The organism is Aureimonas sp. Leaf427 (assembly GCF_001425485.1).
GTDB lineage: Bacteria > Pseudomonadota > Alphaproteobacteria > Rhizobiales > Rhizobiaceae > Plantimonas.
This window is the reverse complement of record NZ_LMQW01000053.1, coordinates 43,768-62,273: the sequence shown is the minus strand read 5'-3', so window position 1 is coordinate 62,273 and position 18,506 is coordinate 43,768. Positions and strand designations below refer to the sequence as shown.

Genomic DNA, 18,506 nt, shown 5'->3' with positions numbered 1-18,506 from the left:
CACAAAAGCCCCGCCCGTTCAAGCCTAGCCGGTCGCAGGTCAGCCCGCCCGGAAGCGGTTGGCGGCTTCGAGCGCTGCCTTCTGCGTGCCTTCGTCGAGGCCGCGGAAGAACGTGTCGAGGCCCGTATCGGCATTGTTCGCGCGCTTGGCGAGAACCGACCACTTGCCGGCCTCGATCTTGTCGGCGGGCACGCCGATGCCGTCTTTATAGAGATGCGCGATGCGGTTCATGGCGATCGGATTGCCGCGCGTCGCCGCGCGAAGCAGCCAGCGTGCGCCGTCCCCGGCGCTGGCGGGCCCGCCCTTGCCGTTGATCATCCAGATGCCGAGCTCGATCTGCGCGGTGTCGTGACCGCCGGCCGCCGCCGCCTGGAGCCAGTTTCGCGCCTTGGGCAGATCCGGCATCGGCACGCCCTTGCCGTAGGCGTAGATCTGGCTCATCGCGTACTGCGCATCGGCCACGCCGGCCCGGGCCGAGCGCTCGAAATAGGGCAGCGCCTCCGTGAAGCCGGCGACGGGCGAGGCCTGGATCAGCATCTGCGCGTAATTGTAGCCCGCCAGCGGAATGCCGGCATCGGCGGCGGCCTTCATCAGGTCGCGCGCCTTGGCGAGGTCCTGGCCGACGACCTTCCCGTCGATGAGAAGCAGCGCGAAGCGGAACTGCCCCTCCGCGCTGCCGGAACTGGCGGCCGCCTCGTACCAGCGGGCGGCGAGCTTCTCGTCCTGCCGAACGCCGAGGCCCCGCGAATAGATTTCCCCGAGCAGCGTCTGCGCGGCGGGATCGCCGAGATTGGCGAGCGGCTCGGCGAGCTTCACCGCCGTCACGTAGAGGCCCTGCTGATAGGCGCCATAGGCGCGCGCGGCCGGCTGCACCGCGGCATCGCCGGGCTTGGGGCTTTGCTCGGCGGCGGCCGCCGCTGTCGCCGGGGCGACCGGCACGGCCGCGGCCGGCTCGCTTCGCAGCGGCGAGGGCTTGGGGATCGGCACGCGCTGGATCGGCACCTGCTGCGCCGACGCGACGCCGGCGCCGAACAGCATGCAAAGAGCGGCGAGGACGAAAGCCCGCTTCACGCCGCGACGCTCTCGGCGAGTTCGTCGAAGACGCGGTTGGCCTGCGTCACGGCCTCGGCAGCCCCGTCCGGTGCGCCGAAGACGGCGCGGGACAGGCAGATGAACTCCGCGCCCGTCTCCGCGGCCTCTTTGAGGGACGAAAGATCGCCGCCCCCGAGGAGAATGCACGGCACTTCGACGATGTCGGCCCACCATTCCGCCATGTCGAGGTCGGCAGGGTCGGCCGCATCCTCCGCATCGCCGCCGAGGCGGCCGAACATGAGATAGTCCGGCAGCTTCTCGCCGGCCTCCAGCGCATCGTGCCGTGTCGTGAAGCCGGAAGCGCCGACGATGAGGCGCGGCTGGTAGCGCTCGACCGCCTCGCCGAGCGCCTCGACGTCGCCATCGGTGAGATGCAGCCCGTCCGCCTGGACTCGGCCGGCGCAGCGGGAATCGTCCGTGACGATCGCCGCCGCGCCATAGTCCTGCACGAGGGCGACGAGCGGCTCGGCAAAGGACTGGAAGGCGTCGGCGTCGCGTCCTGCGGGATCGAAGATGACGCTGGAGACATCACCGCCGGACAGGGCGGCGCGGAGCATGCGCTCGCCGGCTTCGCCGTCGGGCAGGAGCGTCGTGGCGAGGACGAGACGCGGACGAACGAATGCGGGCGCCACGGGGGCGGACTTCTTTTTCTGCTTGGCCATGGCCCATTCTACTCAAGCACGATGCGCATGGGTAGGGTCCGGCATCGAACGGCGCCCCGACCCTGCGACGAAGACCAGCCTCTCCCGCGCAAGCCAGCCCTTCTCAAACAAGCCAGCCCTTCTCAAACAAGAATGGCGGCATCGGGGCGCGGCGCATCGATCCGGCGCGGACGCGGCGATTGCGGAGCGAGGCGCATACCCCTATCGCTACGCGCGGCCCGAACCCGCGAAGCCGTCCCGAGCACCGCATGATCACCGATCCCCTCTTCTATATGGTCGCCATTCCCGCCGTGATCCTCGTCGGCCTCGCCAAGGGCGGGTTCGGCGGTGCGATCTCGATGCTCGGCGTGCCCCTGATGGCGCTGACGATCTCGCCGGTCGCGGCGGCCGGGATCATGCTCCCGATCCTTCTCCTCATGGATGCGGTCGGCCTCTTCGCGTGGCGCGGCACCTATGACGGCCCGCTTCTCAAGCTGATCCTGCCGGCATCGGTCCTCGGCGTCGGCCTCGGCTATCTCACCGCCACGACGATCTCGACCGACGGCGTGCGCTTTCTCATCGGAAGCCTCTGCCTTCTCTTCGCCGCGCATTGGTTCCTGGCGGCGCGGCACCGGCCGAAGCCGAAGGCACGCGACAAGGTCCGGGGCTTCTTCTGGGGGATCGTCTCGGGCTTCACGAGCTTCGCGACCCATGCGGGCGGCCCGCCCTTCCAGGTCTACGTCATGCCGCTGCGCCTGGAGCCATCGGTCTATGCCGGAACGACGGTCATCTTCTTCGCGGTGACGAACGCCTTGAAGATCCTGCCGTTCTTCCTGCTCGGGCAGCTGTCGGCCGACAATCTCGCGACCTCCGCCGTGCTCCTGCCGCTGGCGCCGCTCGCCACGCTCGCAGGGGTCTGGCTGGTCAAGCGCGTCGACCGCGAGCGCTTCTACCTCGTGACGACGGCGCTCCTGATCCCCGTCGGGCTGAAGCTCGTCTACGACAGCGTGGCGCCCTTTCTCTGAGGGGCCGGCCTTTCGGTCGCTCGACATCGGCACTGAAACGAGCGAGCGCCGCGGTATCCCGGTTTGATCCCGGGCGCGGCTAAAGCCGCGACCGGGCAGATGTTCACATTCGAAAGGTTCAGCGCTGCCCCGTTCGCAGCCGCTCCATTTCGTCCTTGAGCTGAAGTTTCCGCCGCTTCAGCTCCCGTAACTCCGCATCGCTGATAGCCGGCTTGGCCTTTGCCGACGAAAGCTGATCGTCGAGTGCCGAATGCCTCTGTTCAAGCGTCGCAAGATGCACGTCCAAGGACATAGTAGCTCCTTTCGCTTCGTTGGCGCCCGGCCGCTTCCTCCGATCCCGGTTTCACAGCGCGGACACCGAAGGGTGTCACAAAACCTACGCAGTGTCGAACCTCGGAAAGCGGCCTGTTTCACAATCGGGCGCGGGCTGATAATCGGTTGCAGGTGCGAAGCGTTCCAAGGAACGGGAACGATCGGGGCGAACGGACGAGATCCGAAAGGGGCTTCATGGCGGATCAGGAACAGGCGGCGCTGCGTCTTCAGGCGGCGCGGCTTCGGCAGGAGCATGCCGATTTCGATGCGGCGATCGACGCCATGGACAGGATGGGCTGCGACCGCCTCCAGATCCAGCGGATGAAGAAGAAGAAACTGGCGGTCAAGGACCGGCTCCAGGACGTGGAAGACCAGATCATTCCGGATATCAGCGCGTGAGCGGGCCGGCCGACGTCGCGGTGATCATGGGAAGCCAGTCCGACTGGCCGACCATGCGCCATGCCACGGAGACGCTGGCGAGCCTTGGCATATCCTTCGATGCGAGGATCGTCTCGGCGCACCGCACGCCCGAGCGCCTGTTCGACTTCGCCAGGGGCGCCAAGGCGGAAGGCTTCAAGATCGTCGTCGCGGGCGCAGGGGGCGCCGCCCATCTGCCCGGCATGTGCGCTTCGCTGACCCCCCTGCCCGTCTTCGGCGTGCCGATCGAATCCAAGGCCCTGTCCGGCAAGGACAGTCTTCTCTCCATCGTGCAGATGCCCGCCGGCATTCCCGTCGGCACGCTGGCCATCGGCCGCGCCGGCGCGGTCAACGCCGCGCTTCTAGCCGCCAGCGTCCTGGCCCTTGGCGACGAGGCCCTCGCCGAGCGGCTCGACGCCTATCGCGCCCGCCAGAGCGCCGCGGTCGCCGAGCGCCCGGAGGAAACGGCATGAGCGCGCCGCTGCCCATCGGGGCGACGATCGGCATCGTCGGCGGCGGGCAGCTCGCCCGCATGCTCGCCTCGGCCGCCGCCCGCCTCGGCTATCGCACGCTGATCCTCGATCCCGATGCCGCCTGCCCGGCGGCCCAGCTCGCCAACGAGACGATCGTGGCGCGCTACGACGACGTCACCGCGCTCGCCGATCTCGCCGAGCGATCGGCCGTCGTCACCTACGAGTTCGAAAACGTGCCGGTGGACCCGATCCGCACCGTCGAGGCGAAGACGCCGGTCTTCCCCCCGCCGAACGCGCTGGAAGTCTCGCAGGACCGCGTCGTCGAAAAGGCGTTCCTCAACGGCATCGGCATCGCGACCGCCGGCTGGCGCGCCGTCGACACGGCGCAGGAACTCGACCACGCGCTGAACGATCTGGGTGGCGACTGCATCCTGAAGACGCGCCGATTCGGCTATGACGGCAAGGGACAGGCGACGATCCGGCCGAAGAGCCCCTATGCCGACGCCTTCGAGAGCCTGGGCGGCAAGCCCTCTATCCTGGAGAAGAAGGTTCCCTTCCTCTACGAGCTCTCCGTCATCGCGGCGCGTGGACGGACCGGGGAGATCCGGGTCTACGACGCCGCCGAGAACGTGCATTCGCTCGGCATCCTGAAACGCTCCACCGCCCCCGGCCGCATTCCGCTCTACGTGGCCGCAGAGGCCGCGGCCATCGCGACGGAGATCCTGGAGCGGCTGGACTATGTCGGCGTCATCGGCGTCGAGTTCTTCGCCGCCGAAAGCGGGCTACTCGTCAACGAGATCGCCCCCCGCGTCCACAATTCCGGCCACTGGACGGAAGCGGCCTGCACCGTCTCGCAGTTCGAGCAGCACATCCGCGCCGTCGCCGGCCTGCCGCTCGGCGAGACCCAGCGCCACTCCGACTGCGTGATGGAGAATCTCATCGGAGCCGACGTGGAGAAGGCGCTGCCGCTCCTCTCCGAGCCGAATCTGGTGCTCACGCTCTACGGCAAGAGCGAAGCCCGTCCGGGCCGCAAGATGGGCCATTTCACGCGGCTGAAGCCCCTCGGGCTCGGCTGATCCCGGCGGCGCAAGGGCTTGCGCGCCGCCGTAAAGCGGGGCGCCGTGTTGACATTTCGATGTCACATGGTTTATCCCGCACGCAACTGAAGCGCGCCCGAAACGGCGCGCTTTTCCTTGAGTGGCGAGACGGGAGGCCCCGGTCGCGCGACACCACGACCGACGGTGAATGTCATGAAGATCAAGAACTCGCTGAAGTCCCTGAAGGCCCGCCACCGCGCCAACCGCCTGGTGCGCCGCAAGGGTCGCATCTACATCATCAACAAGGTCGCCCCGCGCTACAAGGCGCGCCAGGGCTGAGCCTTCCCGCCGGCGTGATGCCGGCGCGATGACCGATCGTGTTTTTCAGTTTGACGGCGCGCCTGCGAGGACTATCGTCCGAAGCATGCGCGCCGTCTTGCTGTTCACCGCTCTCGTCCTGTCCCTCGCCCCCGTCGGCGCCTTCGCGCAGGCGAGCGCCGAGGACAGGAGCCTGGAACCGCTTCCCGGTCTCGATCTGCCGGGCATCGAGGATCTCCTGCCCGACCAGTTCGACACCGAACCGGACGAGGTGCCGGAGCATCCCGTGCCACCTCCCCAGGCCGTCAGGCCGCCGCCGGCGCCGGAGCGCGCTCCCCCGCCCCCGGTGCCGCCCGAGGCCTCGCTGACGCGGGAGGAGCGGATCGACAAGCTCTTCGCCGATCTCAAGCGCGAATCGAACGGCGCGGCGGCCGGGCGCATCGCCCAGCGCATCGAATCGGAATGGGCCGACAGCGGCAGCGCGACGGTCGATCTTCTGGTCGGCTGGGCCGGCGAGGCCATGGCCAAGGACGACAAGGCCGCCGCCTTCGACCTCCTCGGCGAGGCGATCACGATGAAGCCGGACTTCGCCGAAAGCTGGAATCGCCGCGCGACCCTGCATTTCCTTTCCGACGACTACGGCAAGTCCCTCGCCGATATCGAGCAGACCCTCGCCCGCGAGCCGCGCCATTACGGCGCCCTGATGGGCCTCGGCGCGATTCTGGAAGAGACCGACCGCAAGCCGCAGGCCTTAGAAGCCTATACGAAGGTGCTGGAAATCTTTCCCGCGATGAAATCGGCGCAGGATGCGGTCGGGCGCCTGTCGGAAGAGCTGTCGGGGCGCGCCATCTGAAGCTACTGCGGCCGGGCTGACTGTTGGGTCACAGGGAGATCGACGGGCGTCGGAGGCGCGATCGTTCCCGTCGGAAGCGCCGAAAGACATGATGCCACAGCGTGCCGAACGGAGCGAACCAATCGCGCGCCGTCGCTGTTTCGAACCCCGAATGCTCGGATGGCCGGGCAGAACTTCGGAGAGATCGAAATGGCCGTACGTTTCACCAAGCTCGACAATGCCCTGTCCGCCGGCCTCAAGACGATGGCGGCGAAGGCGGCGGTGACGCAGATCGAGTACTGGGAAGAGCAGCTCGCCGAGGTCGAGGTTTCCGGCTCGAAGGGCATCCTCTCCGACCTGGAATCCTTGAAGAAGAAGCTGCAGGCGGACGAGGTCGACGGCGAGGCCGTCAAGAAGCTCCTCGGCTCGCTGGCGGAGAAGACCACCAAGATCAGCGGCCGCGTCGAGGACAAGGGCCTGTCCGAGCATCTGGCGAAGGTCGGCGAAGGTCTGGCCGCCTCGGCCTGAACTCTTCGGATCATGGCCTCGGCGGACGCTGACGCCGGACATGAAAAAGGGCACGGCGGAGACCATCCGCCGTGCCCTTCGTCGTTTCGAGTGCTGCGATCAGACGGCCGAGAGGCCGTCCGAGCCGATATGAGCGATGCGCAGCATGTTGGTGGAGCCCGGAATGCGCAGCGGCACGCCGGCCGTGACGATCACGCGCTCGCCGGCGCGGGCGTAACCCTCTTCCACCGCGATGCGGCAGGCCGTGTCGATCATCGCGTCGATGTCGTAGGCGTCTTCCGTCACCACGCAGTGCAGGCCCCAGCAGAGCGAGAGCCGGCGCGCGGTGGAGAGGACCGGCGAGAGCGCCAGGATCGGCGTCTGCGGGCGCTCGCGCGCCGTGCGCAGGCCCGTCGTGCCCGTGGCCGTGTAGGTCACGATCACGGCGACCTTCAGCGTCTCCGCCATCTGGCGGGCGGCAAGCGAGACGGCGTCGGCACCCGTCGCGTCGGGCTCGGAGCGCTGGGCGAAGATGATGCCGGGATAGATCGGGTCCTTTTCGATCTCGATCGCGATCCGGTCCATCGTCTGCACGGCTTCGACCGGATAGGCGCCGGCGGCCGACTCGGCCGAGAGCATGATCGCGTCCGCGCCTTCGTAGACGGCGACGGAGACGTCGGAGACCTCGGCGCGCGTCGGGACGGGCGCCGTGATCATCGATTCCAGCATCTGCGTCGCGACGACCACGGGCTTGCCGGCCTTGCGGGCGGCGCGCGTGATACGCTTCTGGATCGAAGGCACGCGCTCGAGCGGCAGTTCCACGCCGAGATCGCCGCGCGCCACCATGATGGCGTCGGACAGCTCGATGATCTCGTCGAGACGCTCGACGGCCTGCGGCTTCTCGATCTTCGACATGAGCGCGACGCGCCCGCGCGCGATCTTACGCGCCTCGGCCAGATCCTCGGGCCGCTGAATGAAGGACAGCGCCACCCAGTCGACGTCGCCGACCGCCAGGACCGCGTCGAGATCCTTGCGGTCCTTCTCCGTCAGCGCGCCGGTCGCGATCGTCGAATCCGGCAGCGAGACGCCCTTGCGGTTCGAGATTTTGTCGCCGGCCACGACCTTGCAGCGGATGTAGGTCTTGTCGGTCGCGATGCAGACGAGCTGCAGGCGGCCGTCGTCGATGAGGAGCCGGTGCCCGACCTCGACGGCTTCGAGGATTTCGGGATGGGGCAGGTAGACGCGGGTGGAATCGCCGTCCGTCGGATCGGCGTCGAGCGTGAACTCCTGTCCGAGCGTCAGCGTCACGGCGCCGTCCTTGAACTTGCCGACGCGAAGCTTGGGGCCCTGGAGATCGGCGAGGATGCCGATCGGGCGGCCGAGCGAGAGCTCGACGGAGCGGATGCGCCGCACGAGCTCGCGCATCGTGTCGTGATCCGTGTGGCTCATGTTGATGCGAAAGACGTCGGCGCCTGCTTCGTGCAACTTGTGGATCATCGCCTCGTCGGATGAGGCGGGGCCGAGAGTTGCAAGAATCTTCACTCGGCGATTGCGTTTCATGGTGTGCCCGTGCCCCCGCGTGGCGCTTCAGTCAGCTGAACCATCCAGCTGCCCTGTTCGCCTGTGTCGTATTCGCGGAAGCCGATCTTCTGATAGCCTCGCGCGAAACAGTCCTTGACGTCCGTGATCTTGAATTCGTTCTCGTCGATGCAGAGATCGGTCGTTCCCGCCCAGCGGCCTTGGCCCTCGGCATCTTCTGCATAGAGATAGTAATAGCGCGATGACAGCGCGCCCTCGATGATCGACTTGCAGGTCGTCGCCGGAATGCGCCACCAACCTTCCGTCGTCCAGCCGCTCTCGGCCCGGTAGCCGATCGCCACGCCCACCAGCGATTGCGTGCCGTTGCAGACGCGGAAATCGGCCCGCGCCTCCGTCGCCGCGAAGGGCGCCGATGCGAAAAGGCCGAGAAAGGCGAGGAGCGGAATCGACAGCGGAGCGGACAAGGCTCTGAACGGTCGGTGAGGCATGGACATTCCTTGAGGCAACGAACCGGCCTTGAGGCATCGAACCGGCGGACCGGACGGCGGGACTTTCGGTCCGCCGCCCGAGCCTGTCAACGACACCGCTGCACCGCAACGGGAGAAAATGCGAAACGATTAGCTGACCCAGCCCTTCAGCTCGCGCCGCACCACCGTCTCGATCACGTCCATGCCCTCCTCGCTGTCGTTGAGGCAAGGGATATGGCTGAACTTCTCGCCGCCATTGTGCAGAAAGATCTCGCCGGCCTCCTCCGCGATCTCCTCCAGCGTTTCCAGACAGTCGGACACGAAGCCGGGATTGAGCACCGCGATCCGCTTCACGCCCTCCTTCGCCAGCGCCTCCACGGTCTTGTCCGTGTAGGGCTGCAGCCACTCCTCGGGGCCGAAGCGCGACTGGAAGGTCGTCATGAAGCGCCCCTTTTCCCAGCCGAGCCGCTGCTCCAGCAGGCGCGAGGTCTTCTGGCAGTGGCAGTGATAGGGATCGCCCTTGCGGAAGTAGCTCTGCGGAATGCCGTGATAGGAGGCGATCACGCGCTCGGGCTCGTAGTCGAGACCGGCCAGGTGCGTCTCGATCGAGCGGGCGAGCGCGTCGATATAGGTGGGGTCGTCGTGATAGGCCGGCACGGTGCGCACCGCCGGCATCCAGCGCTTGGTCAGCATGTGGCGGAAGAAGGCGTCGTTGACGGTCGCCGTCGTGGACGCGGCATATTGCGGATAGAGCGGATAGACGAGAATGCGGTCGCAGCCCGCCTCGATCAGCGCATCCGTGCGCTCGGCGATCGAGGGCTTGCCGTAGCGCATCGCCCAGTCGACCACGATCTCCGGCTCGCCGGCCAGCCTGATGCCGAGCTTCTCGCCCTGGGCTCGGGTGAAGGTGCGCAGCGGCGATTCGTTGCGCTCCTTGTTCCAGATCGAGGCATAGGCCTTGCCCGATTTCGTCGGCCGCGTGTTGAGGACGATGCCGTAGAGGATCGGATACCAGGCCGCGCGCGGCCATTCGATCACGCGCTTGTCGGAGAGGAACTCCTTCAGGTAGCGCCGCATCGGGCGATAGGTCGTGCCGTCGGGCGTGCCGAGATTGACGAGGAGGACGCCGACCTTGCGCGCGAGGACCCGGGGATGGCCCACCGGCAGGGGACCGGTGGCGCGGTTGGCGTCGAGCGGCGCATGGGCGTTCATCGCGTCTTGTCCTTCGGCATGCATCGGCGGCACCACGGTCTGTCGCGGTGCCGCTCTGGAACGATTCCAGCACGATATAGGCCGAATGAAGCGAGTTAGAAACGCGGAGGAAGGTCGCGCCGCGCGGCGCGGCCGATCAGGTCCGCGTGAACTCGAAGCGGTTTCCGTTCGAGGAGGCGCAGGCCAGCCGGTTCGGCTCGACCTGGTTGCAGTTGGCCGCCACGCGAAGGCCCCGCGCCTTCGACGTGTAGTCGATCGAGACCTGGCCGGGCCCGAGATTGATGTAGGTGCCCTCGGCCAGAACCGCGCCCGTATTGGCCTCGACCGAGGAGAAGCGGCCGCCGTTGAAGTTCGCATTGTAGGCGATCGGCCCGCCGATCGAGTTCCAGCGGCCCTCGATGCCGCGGGGCTTGGCCTCTGCGACGGGCGCGATCGATGCCTCGCGCGTTCCCGTCTGGCAGGCGCCGAGCGAGAGGGCGGCGAGCGAGAGGATCGCGATGCGGATGAGGGGACGCATGGGAGGCCTTATGTCGGATGGAAATGGGAGAGAGCGGGGTCGCGTTCTCGTTCGACAGACAAGATGCACCGCAATACGCCGCAAGCAAGCCTTACACGATGCGCCATCGAAAATCGCTTGCGCCCATCCCGTCCGTGAAGGGCTTCCGCCTTCGACGCGATCGAGATAGCCGCACGGCCTCCGCCGCCGGATGGAGCGGCGCCTCGGCCGTCGATCTCAGACGACGCTGCGCCCGTTATCGGCGGGAATCACGGAGTGGATGGAGCTGATCGTCTCGATGGAGCGGATGCGCAGATCGCTGGTGAAGCCGAACCAGTACATGGTCGTTCCCATCACGAGCGAACCGTCCCGCTCGTCCCGGCGCGTCCAGTCGCAGCGGCTGGCGGCCTGATCGTCCTCGACGATGATGCCGCGATCTTCGTAAGAAATGTAGGCCGCGCGGCGCATCAGCTCCTCGAAATGGGTCTTGGCCTCGTTCTCGCCGTTCAGGCGGAACTCGCCCTCCATCCGGTCGTACCAGGGGGCGTCGATGATGCCGGCATTGCTGCGGTGTCGAACGATCGCGCCGGGCGCGAAATGGCGCGTCACCGGCCCGGGGCGCCCGGACAGCGCCGCATCCATCACTTCCTTCAGCACGGCCCGCTTCCGGTCGGCCCCCTCGTGGAGATCGTTCATCCCGGCTCCTCAAGACGCTACTGTCGCCGAAAGACGACACTAGGGCATCACGACGGATTGACCAGTCATCCCCTTCCATTCAAAGCCGAAATTGGAGGTCATCCCCCGAAAACACCCCGAGATCGGTTCCCGGCCACGAAAATCGTCGGCGGAACCGGCCCGTCGCCGGGGAATCACCGCTGCGCGGCGCTCCCCGGAAGACTCGCTCAGCGCACGAGGATGTTGCGGAACTGCCAGGGGTCCTTGCGGTCGAGATCCTCCTCGAAAAGGCCCGGCCGGTCCTGCAGCGGCGTCCAGTCCGTATAGGTGCCGGAGACCTTGCCGAGATAGGGACGCTGGACCTCGAGGCAGCGGCGGAAGTCCATCTCGTCGGCCTCGACGATCCCCGCCTCCGGGTTCTCCAGCGCCCAGACCATGCCGGCCAGAACCGCGGACGAAACCTGCAGCCCCGTCGCGTTCTGATGCGGCGCCAGCTCGCGGGCCTCTTCGACGGTTAGCTGCGAGCCGTACCAGTAGGCATTGCGATCGTGGCCATAGAGAAGGACGCCGAGCTCGTCCCCGCCGTCGAGGATCTCGCCCTCCGACAGGACGTGGTGGTGCGGCTGGATGCGCCCGGCCGCCCCGAAGAGCTCGTGCAATGAGAGAATCGCATCGTTGCAGGGGTGGTAGGCGTAGTGGCACGTCGGGCGGTAGACGACCTCGTCATGCTTGTCGCGGACGGTGAAGTAGTCCGAAATCGAGAGCGCCTCGTTGTGCGTAACGAGCAGGCCGAACTGCGCGCCATGCGTCGGGCACCAGGTGCGCACGCGCGTGTCGCCGCCCGGCTGCTCCAGGTAGAGGCCGAGCCCGTCGTCCTTCTTGTGGCCGCGCGCGTTCTTCGGCTTCCAGGTCTCGTGCGTTCCCCAGCCGAGTTCGGCCGGCTGCATGCCCTCGGAGATGAAGCCCTCCACCGACCAGGTGTTCCAGAAGACGCCGTAGGGCTTGGGGCTGCGGGCGCGCTGCGTGTCGCGCTCGGCGACGTGGACGCCCTTGACGCCGACTTTCTTCATGAGCTTCGCCCAGCCCTCGCGATCGCCGATGGCGGGCGCCTCGACGTCGTGGCCGGTGTCGCGAGCGACGTCGAGCAGGGCCTGCTTGACCATCCAGGAGACCATGCCGGGATTGGCGCCGCAGCAGGACACGGCGGTCGCGCCGCCCGGATGGCGCTTGCGCTCCTTCAGGAGCGTGCGGCGGAGCGCGAAGTTCGTGCGGTCACCGTTCGACAGGGCTTCGTCGAAGTAGAAGCCGAGCCAGGGCTCGATGACCGTGTCGATATAGAGCGCGCCCTGCTCGCGGCAGAGGCCGAGAATGTCCACCGAGCCGGTGTCGACCGAAAGGTTGACGCAGAAGCCCTGCCCGCCGCCCTCAGTGAGAAGCGGAGCGAGGACCTCCTGATAGTTCTTCTTGGTCAGCGCCTTCTGCACGAAGGTGAAGCCGCGCTCCTCCACGAGGGCGCGATGGTCGCCGACCGGATCGATCACGGTCACGCGCGAGCGATCGAACTCGAAATGGCGCTCGATCAGAGGCAGCGTGCCGCGCCCCACGGAGCCGAAGCCGATCATCACGATAGGGCCGGTGATGACGCCATGGATCGGGTGGGTTTCGGTGGTCATGATGCAAGTTCCTTTCAGCGGCGCCGTTGAAAGGCGCCGCCATGCACGAAGAAGGTCAATGGTTCAGCTACAGCATAACGCGCGGAGGCACTAGTTCTTCCAAGCGATGGCAGCCCGTCGGGGGCGTGAACAGCCGCCGTGGGACCGTCGGAATGCTGTCACAAAGAGGCTAGAACCATTTGTGGCGCTTCGCTTTTCCCCGGCTCCGCGAAACGGCCGGGCGATCCACCGTTTTCGCCGCGGCGCACACGCCCGGCATCGCGCTGCCGGGCGAAAAGGCCACGTTCGGCTCAGTCCGACAGCGTTTCCAGCTCGTCGATGAAGCCGGAAATGACCGAAAGACCTTTCGACCAGAAGGACGGATCGGAAGCATCCAGCCCGAACGGCGCCAGAAGTTCGGAATGATGCTTCGTTCCACCTGCTTTCAGCATAGCAAAGTATTTCTGCTGAAAGCCCGCTTCCGAGTTCTGGTAGACCGCGTAGAGCGAATTCACGAGGCAATCGCCGAACGCATAGGCGTAGACGTAGAACGGCGAGTGAATGAAGTGCGGGACGTAGGTCCAGTAGGTCTCGTAGCCGGGACCTGCATGCTGGGGACCGAAGGCTCCCGGCGCGAGATTGACGGAGGGACCCAGACTCTCGGCCTGGACCGACAGCCAGATCTCGCCGATCCGCTCGGCCGTCAGCTCGCCGCCCCGCCGCTCCTCGTGCAGACGCCGCTCGAAATTGTAGAAGGCGATCTGGCGCACGACCGTGTTGATCATGTCCTCCACCTTCGAGGCGAGCAGCGTGCGGCGCTCGGCCTTGGTCGTCGTCGCGTCGAGCAGCGAGCGGAAGGTCAGCATCTCGCCGAAGACGGAGGCCGTCTCGGCCAGCGTCAGCGGCGTCGGCGCCATCAGGGCGCCCTGCGGCCCCGCCAGAACCTGATGCACTCCATGGCCGAGCTCGTGGGCGAGCGTCATCACGTCCCGCGGCTTGCCGAGATAGTTGAGCAGCACGTAGGGGTGCACCGAGGGCACGGTCGGATGCGCGAAGGCGCCGGGCGACTTGCCCGGCCGCACGCCCGCGTCGATCCAGTTCCGGTCGAAGAAGCGCTCCGCGATCTCGGCCATCTCGGGCGAGAAGCCGGCATAGGCCGAGATCACCGTCCGGCGCGCCTCGGCCCAGGAAATGTCGCGGCGCTGGCTGTCCGGCAGGGGCGCGTTGCGGTCCCAGACCTCCAGCATCTCCAGCCCCAGCCACTTGGCCTTCATCGCATAGTAGCGGTGGGAAATGGCCGGATAGGCCTCGGCCACCGCCTTGGCCAGCGCATCGACCACGGCCGGCTCCACGCGGTTTGCCAGATGCCGGCTCTCCGCGACGTCGGAGAAGCCGCGCCAGCGATCGGAGATCTCCTTGTCCTTGGCGAGCGTGTTGGTGATCAGCGTGAAGGTGCGAAGGTTCTCGCCGAAGGTCCGGGCGAGAGCCGCAGCCGCCGCCTTGCGACGGGCGCGGTTCGCATCCTGAAGAAGGTTCAGCGTCTCCTCCAGCGCCAGTTCCTCCCCGTCCACCTCGAAGCGCAGCGCCGTCATCGTCTCGTCGAAGAGCCGGTTCCAGGCGCCATGGCCGGTGATCGACTTCTCGTGGAAGAGCTCCTCCACGCGGTCCTCCAGCTGATGGGGCTTGTCCTTGCGCAGATCGACGATCCACGGCCGGTAGCGGGCAAGCTCCGCGCTTTCGGCCATGGCGCGGTCGATGGCGGCGTCGTCCAGCCGGTTCAGCTCCAGCGCGAAGAACAGGAGCTTGGACGAGATGTCGGTGATCCGGCCCTGAATGTCGCCGTAGAACTTGGCGCGCTCGGGATCGGACGTGTCGCCGGAATAGACGAGACCGGCATAGGAGATGAGCCGGCCGAGGATTTCCTCCAGGCCCTCGAAGGCGCGAACGGCCTCGGCAAGCCCGCCCCCGCCCGGCAGCGCCACTTCGGTCTCGAGATTGCCGCGCCAGCGCTGCTGGAAGGCGCTGGCCAGTTCGGCGCTTCTGGCGAGATCGGCCGCGATCTCCGGGGAGTCCATGCCCGCATATAGGTCGGAGAGGTTCCAGCTGGGCAGCTCGTCCGCGCGGAAGGCGCCGTCGCCGGCAGAGGATCGGCCGGCAGGGGATCGGGAGGAGAGGACGGCGCGAGGGTGGGCGGTCATCGGGCAAGCTCCGGTTCGGTGCGTCCGGCCGTCGTGGTCTTCCGCGGGGAAGGCACGACGAACGAGGAATGCACCGGTTAAGGGTGCGTTGAGCGTGATCGTCAAGCCAATCGAAGCACCCTGTCAGCGATAATGCCGGTTCGGACCGATCGGTCCCGGACAACTCGAAGGCGTCGTTCATGACAGCCGATATCCTCGTGGTCGACGACGACCCCGTCCAGCTTCGCCTCGTGGAGGCGCAGGTGACGCGCATGGGCCACCGCGCCCGCACGGCCGATGGCGGCGCACGCGCGCTCGACATCCTGCGCGGGGCGTCCGGCCGCGACATCGCGGCGGTCGTGCTCGACCTCAGCATGCCCGACGTCGGCGGGCTCGACGTGCTCGCGGCGCTGCGCCGCGACGGGCGCGAGGTGCCTGTCGTCGTCCAGACCGCGCGCGGCGGCGTCGAGACCGTCGTGGAGGCCATGCGGGCCGGCGCCTTCGATTTCGTGGTGAAGCCGGTCTCGCCGGAAAAGCTGCGCGCCACGATCGGCCACGCGCTGAAGCTCTCCGCCGCCAAGCGCCCGGCCCGCGAGCGCGCGGGCAGCGGAGCGCCCGGCAGCCTCGACGGCACGCCGAGCCCGGCCATGGCCTCGGCGATCACGGTCGCCCGGCGCGCGGCCGGCTCGACCATTCCCGTCCTCATCGAGGGCGAGACGGGCGTCGGCAAGGAATGGCTGGCCTCCGCCATCCGCGCCGCGGGCCCACGGGCGAAAGCGCCCTTCGTCGCGGTCAATTGCGGCGCCCTCCCCGCGCAGCTCGTGGAAAGCATCCTCTTCGGCCATGAAAAGGGAGCCTTCACCGACGCCACGGAGCGCCGCACCGGCCGCTTCCTCGAAGCCTCCGGCGGCACGCTCTTTCTCGACGAGATCGGCGAGCTTCCGCCCGAAGCCCAGGTGAAGCTGCTGCGCGTTCTCCAGACCGGCGAGATCGACCCCGTCGGCGCCAGAGCGCCGGTGCGCGCGGACGTTCGCATCCTGTCGGCGACCAATCGCGACCTGGCCGCCGACGTGCGCAGCGGCCGCTTTCGCGAGGATCTCTATTACCGCCTGAACGTGCTCTCGATCCGCATCCCCCCGCTGCGGGAGCGGCGCCTGGAGATCGACGGCCTCGCGGCGAACCTTCTGAAGCGCTTTGCGAGCCTCGAAGGCGTCGATCCCGTTCCGCGCCTGTCGGCGGAGGCGCGACGGCTGCTCCTCGCCTACGACTGGCCCGGCAATATCCGCCAGCTCGAAAACGTGCTCCACCGCGCCACCGTCGTCGCGGAGGGCCCGGTTCTCCAGCCCGCCGACTTCCCACAGATCCTGCCCTTCGTCGACATCGGCCGGAGCGACGATAGCGGATGGAACGAGCCGGCGCCGCCCGCCGAGCCTCTTCCGCCGGAGGCACAGGGCGAAGCGGAGCTGTCCGTCTTCGACGCGGCCGGCGATCTGCGCCCGCTGGAGGCGGTGGAGGCCGACATCATCCGCCTCGCCATGCGGCGCTACGACGGGCGGATGAGCGAGATCGCGCGGCGTCTCGGGATCGGTCGCTCGACCCTCTATCGCAAGGTCCGCGACTACGGAATCGACGTCGATCCGGACACGGATCGCGAGGCGGAAACGGGCCGCGAATCGCCTTCTTCGTTAGCTCCCTCCTGAAAGGTTGGGAGTCTTTTCTTTTGCCCTTTGACGATTTTCGGCTAAGCGTCATCTTCGTGCCGCAGTCGCGAGAGAGATGAACACTCGTCTTCAGCGTTGCACGACAGGGCCGGCAAGACTCTGTTAACCATTCGAAGTTATTGATTTCTGGCTGGATTTCACCGTCGCCGAGATCGGTATATGAGGGACTAGGACCGAATGATCGGACTGAACGACCTGCTCGGCCGCATGTCGATGCGCGTTGCTTCCGTGGCGGCCCTGGGTCTCCTTTCCTTCACACTGATGACGGGGGCGGCCACGGCCGAGACCCGGGTCCTCAAACTCTACAATCTCCACACCAAGGAAAAGGTCGCGATCGCCTTCAAGAAGGACGGACGCTACCTGCCGCAGGGCCTGAAAGACCTGAACTGGTTCCTCCGCGACTGGCGCAAGAAGCAGCCGACGCAGATGGACAAGCGTCTTCTCGACCTGATCTGGGAAGCCTACCGCCAGTCCGGCTCGCGCGACTACATCAACGTCGTCTGCGGCTTCCGCTCGCCCGGCACGAACAACATGCTGCGCTCGCGCTCCTCCGGCGTCGCCAAGGAAAGCCAGCACACGCAGGGTCGTGCGATGGACTTCTTCATCCCCGACGTGCCTTTGAAGAAGATGCGCGAGATCGGCCTCAAGATGGAGGTCGGCGGCGTCGGCTACTATCCGCGCTCCGGTTCGCCCTTCGTCCATTTCGACGTCGGCAACGTGCGCCACTGGCCGCGCATGAGCCGCAAGGAGCTCGTCGCCGTCTTCCCGAAGGGCAACACGATCCACGTTCCGACCGACGGCAAGCCGCTGCCGGGTTACGAGCAGGCTCTGGCCGCCTACAAGTCCCGCAAGGGCGCCAGCGCGACGATGATGGCCTCCGCGCCCTCGCGCGGCGGCGGCAAGACTCTCTTCGCAGCCCTCTTTGGCGGCGGTGCCGACGAGGAGGAGGACAACGCGGACGTCGTGGTCGCGGCAGCGCAGACCGAGCCGAAGCGCGAAGTCGCCAAGAAGGCGCCCGAGCCGGCAGCCGCGAAGCAGGACGACGCTCCGGTCGCCGTCGCCGCCATGGTGCCGGTGCAGAAGCCGAGAATTCTGCCCGGCGGCGTCCCCCTGCCGATCCGCGACACGTTCGACACGAGTGCTCCGACCCCGCCGGCCGGCATCGCGGAGCGCCCCGCCGCGCCTGCGGCCGAACCTGCCATCGCCGAGACCGAGGTCGCTTCGCTGGTGCCCAAGCGCGTTCCGCTTCCGCAATGGGCGCCGCAGCGCGTGGCCTCCAAACTCGCCGCGCCCGCCATGCCGCAGCCGGCGGCGCCGCGTGACGAGGTCTCCGCCCTGATGGCCGCCGTCGAGGCCTCGCCCGAGGTGAAGGCGATCGAAGCCGACGCTCCGGCGCAGATGGCCTATGCCGTCCCGACGCCGCGCAGCCGCCCGCCCTTCGAGGCGATCCTGGCGGGCCAGCCGGCCAAGCCGGCCAGCGCCGAGGCCATTCGCGAAATCGCCAATATCGTGGTTCCGACGCCGTCCGCCATGCCGTCCCGCGTGGCCGCGACCGCCCCGGCGCCGCATGCGCTGAGTGCGGCGCCCCTCGACAAGGCGACCCTGACCGCTTCCATCTCCGCTCGGGCACCGAAGCCGACGGCGGCAGCGACGACCCCGCGCCAGAACCTCATCGTCGCCTCCAACCCGGCGCCCGCCAAGAAGCGCCCGACCGCGGCCGCCGCCCTCGATGCGATCCCGGACGGCAAGACCGGACGCTTCGTCCGCAAGTCGGCCAGCGCTGCACCTGCGCCCGCGGCGGCGCAGCCGAACCAGGACGCCATTCAGTCGCGCATCGAGATGGCGATGACCGCCGCCTTCGCGGAAGAATAAAGCAGACTCGATCATCTGACGGACAAGATGCCGGATCGCGA

The 18,506-nt window shown here is 67.5% G+C and carries 19 protein-coding genes; 9 read left to right on the top strand and 10 right to left on the bottom strand.

The window, feature by feature from the left end:
• Positions 1-39: 39 nt before the first annotated feature.
• Both ASG62_RS24230 and ASG62_RS24225 read right to left on the bottom strand, forming a co-directional pair.
• Positions 40-1,071 carry a tetratricopeptide repeat protein gene (locus tag ASG62_RS24230; RefSeq protein ID WP_056697673.1) on the bottom strand — a complete coding sequence of 344 codons (1,032 nt, stop codon included), beginning with the start codon at positions 1,069-1,071 and terminating at the stop codon, positions 40-42.
• Entirely contained in the window at positions 1,068-1,754 is a 687-nt protein-coding gene (locus tag ASG62_RS24225; protein WP_056697675.1) for a thiamine phosphate synthase, read from the bottom strand. Before ASG62_RS24225 ends, ASG62_RS24230 begins: the two co-directional genes overlap by 4 nt.
• Before the next feature lie 248 nt (positions 1,755-2,002).
• On the opposite strand from ASG62_RS24225, the gene ASG62_RS24220 reads away from it, so the two are divergent.
• The gene (locus ASG62_RS24220; RefSeq protein ID WP_056697678.1) at positions 2,003-2,758 is read left to right on the top strand and encodes a sulfite exporter TauE/SafE family protein; all 756 of its coding nucleotides are present in this window, start codon (positions 2,003-2,005) and stop codon (positions 2,756-2,758) included.
• Positions 2,759-2,876: 118 nt separating this feature from the next.
• On the opposite strand, the gene ASG62_RS26040 is transcribed toward ASG62_RS24220, so the two are convergent.
• A complete protein-coding gene (locus tag ASG62_RS26040; RefSeq protein ID WP_082537405.1) occupies positions 2,877-3,050 on the bottom strand; it encodes a YdcH family protein in 174 nt (57 codons plus the stop codon).
• Between the two features lie 215 nt (positions 3,051-3,265).
• Between ASG62_RS26040 and ASG62_RS24215 the strand changes: the two genes are divergently transcribed.
• The 6 genes from ASG62_RS24215 (at position 3,266) to ASG62_RS24190 (ending at position 6,675) form a co-directional block, all read left to right on the top strand.
• Entirely contained in the window at positions 3,266-3,469 is a 204-nt protein-coding gene (locus ASG62_RS24215; RefSeq protein ID WP_056697680.1) for a YdcH family protein, read from the top strand.
• 26 nt (positions 3,470-3,495) lie between these two features.
• Entirely contained in the window at positions 3,496-3,960 is a 465-nt protein-coding gene (gene purE / locus ASG62_RS24210; protein WP_056697822.1) for a 5-(carboxyamino)imidazole ribonucleotide mutase, read from the top strand.
• Positions 3,957-5,036, top strand: coding sequence for a 5-(carboxyamino)imidazole ribonucleotide synthase (locus tag ASG62_RS24205; protein ID WP_056697683.1), 1,080 nt, complete (start codon positions 3,957-3,959; stop codon positions 5,034-5,036). Before purE ends, ASG62_RS24205 begins: the two co-directional genes overlap by 4 nt.
• Positions 5,037-5,210: 174 nt before the next feature.
• A complete protein-coding gene (ykgO, locus tag ASG62_RS24200) occupies positions 5,211-5,336 on the top strand; it encodes a type B 50S ribosomal protein L36 (protein WP_056697687.1) in 126 nt (41 codons plus the stop codon).
• Positions 5,337-5,421: 85 nt separating this feature from the next.
• On the top strand, positions 5,422-6,168 hold the full coding sequence (locus ASG62_RS24195; protein WP_244487652.1) for a tetratricopeptide repeat protein: 747 nt from the start codon (positions 5,422-5,424) through the stop codon (positions 6,166-6,168).
• Between the two features lie 189 nt (positions 6,169-6,357).
• Complete coding sequence (locus ASG62_RS24190) at positions 6,358-6,675, top strand: hypothetical protein (protein ID WP_156382346.1); 318 nt, start codon at positions 6,358-6,360, stop codon at positions 6,673-6,675.
• A gap of 99 nt (positions 6,676-6,774) precedes the next feature.
• Here the strand turns inward: ASG62_RS24190 and pyk are convergent, their stop codons facing one another.
• The 7 genes from pyk to ASG62_RS24155 form a co-directional block, all read right to left on the bottom strand.
• Positions 6,775-8,214: a pyruvate kinase gene (pyk, locus tag ASG62_RS24185; protein ID WP_056697695.1), complete on the bottom strand. Its 1,440-nt coding sequence runs from the start codon at positions 8,212-8,214 to the stop codon at positions 6,775-6,777.
• Positions 8,211-8,687, bottom strand: coding sequence for a DUF1036 domain-containing protein (locus ASG62_RS24180; protein WP_082537406.1), 477 nt, complete (start codon positions 8,685-8,687; stop codon positions 8,211-8,213). Before ASG62_RS24180 ends, pyk begins: the two co-directional genes overlap by 4 nt.
• Before the next feature lie 123 nt (positions 8,688-8,810).
• Positions 8,811-9,872 carry a ferrochelatase gene (gene hemH, locus ASG62_RS24175; protein ID WP_056697699.1) on the bottom strand — a complete coding sequence of 354 codons (1,062 nt, stop codon included), beginning with the start codon at positions 9,870-9,872 and terminating at the stop codon, positions 8,811-8,813.
• 136 nt (positions 9,873-10,008) lie between these two features.
• Complete coding sequence (locus tag ASG62_RS24170; RefSeq protein WP_056697702.1) at positions 10,009-10,389, bottom strand: hypothetical protein; 381 nt, start codon at positions 10,387-10,389, stop codon at positions 10,009-10,011.
• 216 nt (positions 10,390-10,605) lie between these two features.
• Positions 10,606-11,064, bottom strand: coding sequence for a hypothetical protein (locus ASG62_RS24165; RefSeq protein WP_056697705.1), 459 nt, complete (start codon positions 11,062-11,064; stop codon positions 10,606-10,608).
• A 206-nt stretch (positions 11,065-11,270) separates the two neighbouring features.
• Positions 11,271-12,716 (bottom strand): homospermidine synthase, encoded by a 1,446-nt coding sequence (locus ASG62_RS24160; protein ID WP_056697708.1) that lies wholly within the window; start codon positions 12,714-12,716, stop codon positions 11,271-11,273.
• Between the two features lie 290 nt (positions 12,717-13,006).
• Complete coding sequence (locus ASG62_RS24155; RefSeq protein ID WP_056697710.1) at positions 13,007-14,893, bottom strand: M3 family oligoendopeptidase; 1,887 nt, start codon at positions 14,891-14,893, stop codon at positions 13,007-13,009.
• 179 nt (positions 14,894-15,072) lie between these two features.
• Here ASG62_RS24155 and ASG62_RS24150 point away from each other — a divergent pair, with 179 nt between their 5' ends.
• Positions 15,073-16,572 (top strand): sigma-54-dependent transcriptional regulator, encoded by a 1,500-nt coding sequence (locus tag ASG62_RS24150; RefSeq protein WP_056697713.1) that lies wholly within the window; start codon positions 15,073-15,075, stop codon positions 16,570-16,572.
• Between the two features lie 198 nt (positions 16,573-16,770).
• The gene (locus tag ASG62_RS27345; protein WP_056697716.1) at positions 16,771-18,465 is read left to right on the top strand and encodes a DUF882 domain-containing protein; all 1,695 of its coding nucleotides are present in this window, start codon (positions 16,771-16,773) and stop codon (positions 18,463-18,465) included.
• Positions 18,466-18,506 lie beyond the last annotated feature (41 nt).

Bases quoted from the DNA above. Each gene is read 5' to 3' on its own strand.
- ASG62_RS26040 (WP_082537405.1), bottom strand. From the start codon at position 3,050: ATGTCCTTGGACGTGCATCTTGCGACGCTTGAACAGAGGCATTCGGCA.
- ASG62_RS24215 (WP_056697680.1), top strand. From the start codon at position 3,266: ATGGCGGATCAGGAACAGGCGGCGCTGCGTCTTCAGGCGGCGCGGCTT.
- ASG62_RS24160 (WP_056697708.1), bottom strand. From the start codon at position 12,716: ATGACCACCGAAACCCACCCGATCCATGGCGTCATCACCGGCCCTATC.
- pyk (WP_056697695.1), bottom strand. From the start codon at position 8,214: ATGAAACGCAATCGCCGAGTGAAGATTCTTGCAACTCTCGGCCCCGCC.
- purE (WP_056697822.1), top strand. From the start codon at position 3,496: ATGGGAAGCCAGTCCGACTGGCCGACCATGCGCCATGCCACGGAGACG.
- ASG62_RS24195 (WP_244487652.1), top strand. From the start codon at position 5,422: ATGCGCGCCGTCTTGCTGTTCACCGCTCTCGTCCTGTCCCTCGCCCCC.
- ASG62_RS24170 (WP_056697702.1), bottom strand. From the start codon at position 10,389: ATGCGTCCCCTCATCCGCATCGCGATCCTCTCGCTCGCCGCCCTCTCG.
- hemH (WP_056697699.1), bottom strand. From the start codon at position 9,872: ATGAACGCCCATGCGCCGCTCGACGCCAACCGCGCCACCGGTCCCCTG.
- ASG62_RS27345 (WP_056697716.1), top strand. From the start codon at position 16,771: ATGATCGGACTGAACGACCTGCTCGGCCGCATGTCGATGCGCGTTGCT.
- ASG62_RS24220 (WP_056697678.1), top strand. From the start codon at position 2,003: ATGATCACCGATCCCCTCTTCTATATGGTCGCCATTCCCGCCGTGATC.
- ASG62_RS24150 (WP_056697713.1), top strand. From the start codon at position 15,073: ATGACAGCCGATATCCTCGTGGTCGACGACGACCCCGTCCAGCTTCGC.
- ASG62_RS24190 (WP_156382346.1), top strand. From the start codon at position 6,358: ATGGCCGTACGTTTCACCAAGCTCGACAATGCCCTGTCCGCCGGCCTC.
- ASG62_RS24225 (WP_056697675.1), bottom strand. From the start codon at position 1,754: ATGGCCAAGCAGAAAAAGAAGTCCGCCCCCGTGGCGCCCGCATTCGTT.
- ASG62_RS24180 (WP_082537406.1), bottom strand. From the start codon at position 8,687: ATGTCCATGCCTCACCGACCGTTCAGAGCCTTGTCCGCTCCGCTGTCG.
- ykgO (WP_056697687.1), top strand. From the start codon at position 5,211: ATGAAGATCAAGAACTCGCTGAAGTCCCTGAAGGCCCGCCACCGCGCC.
- ASG62_RS24155 (WP_056697710.1), bottom strand. From the start codon at position 14,893: ATGACCGCCCACCCTCGCGCCGTCCTCTCCTCCCGATCCCCTGCCGGC.
- ASG62_RS24165 (WP_056697705.1), bottom strand. From the start codon at position 11,064: ATGAACGATCTCCACGAGGGGGCCGACCGGAAGCGGGCCGTGCTGAAG.
- ASG62_RS24205 (WP_056697683.1), top strand. From the start codon at position 3,957: ATGAGCGCGCCGCTGCCCATCGGGGCGACGATCGGCATCGTCGGCGGC.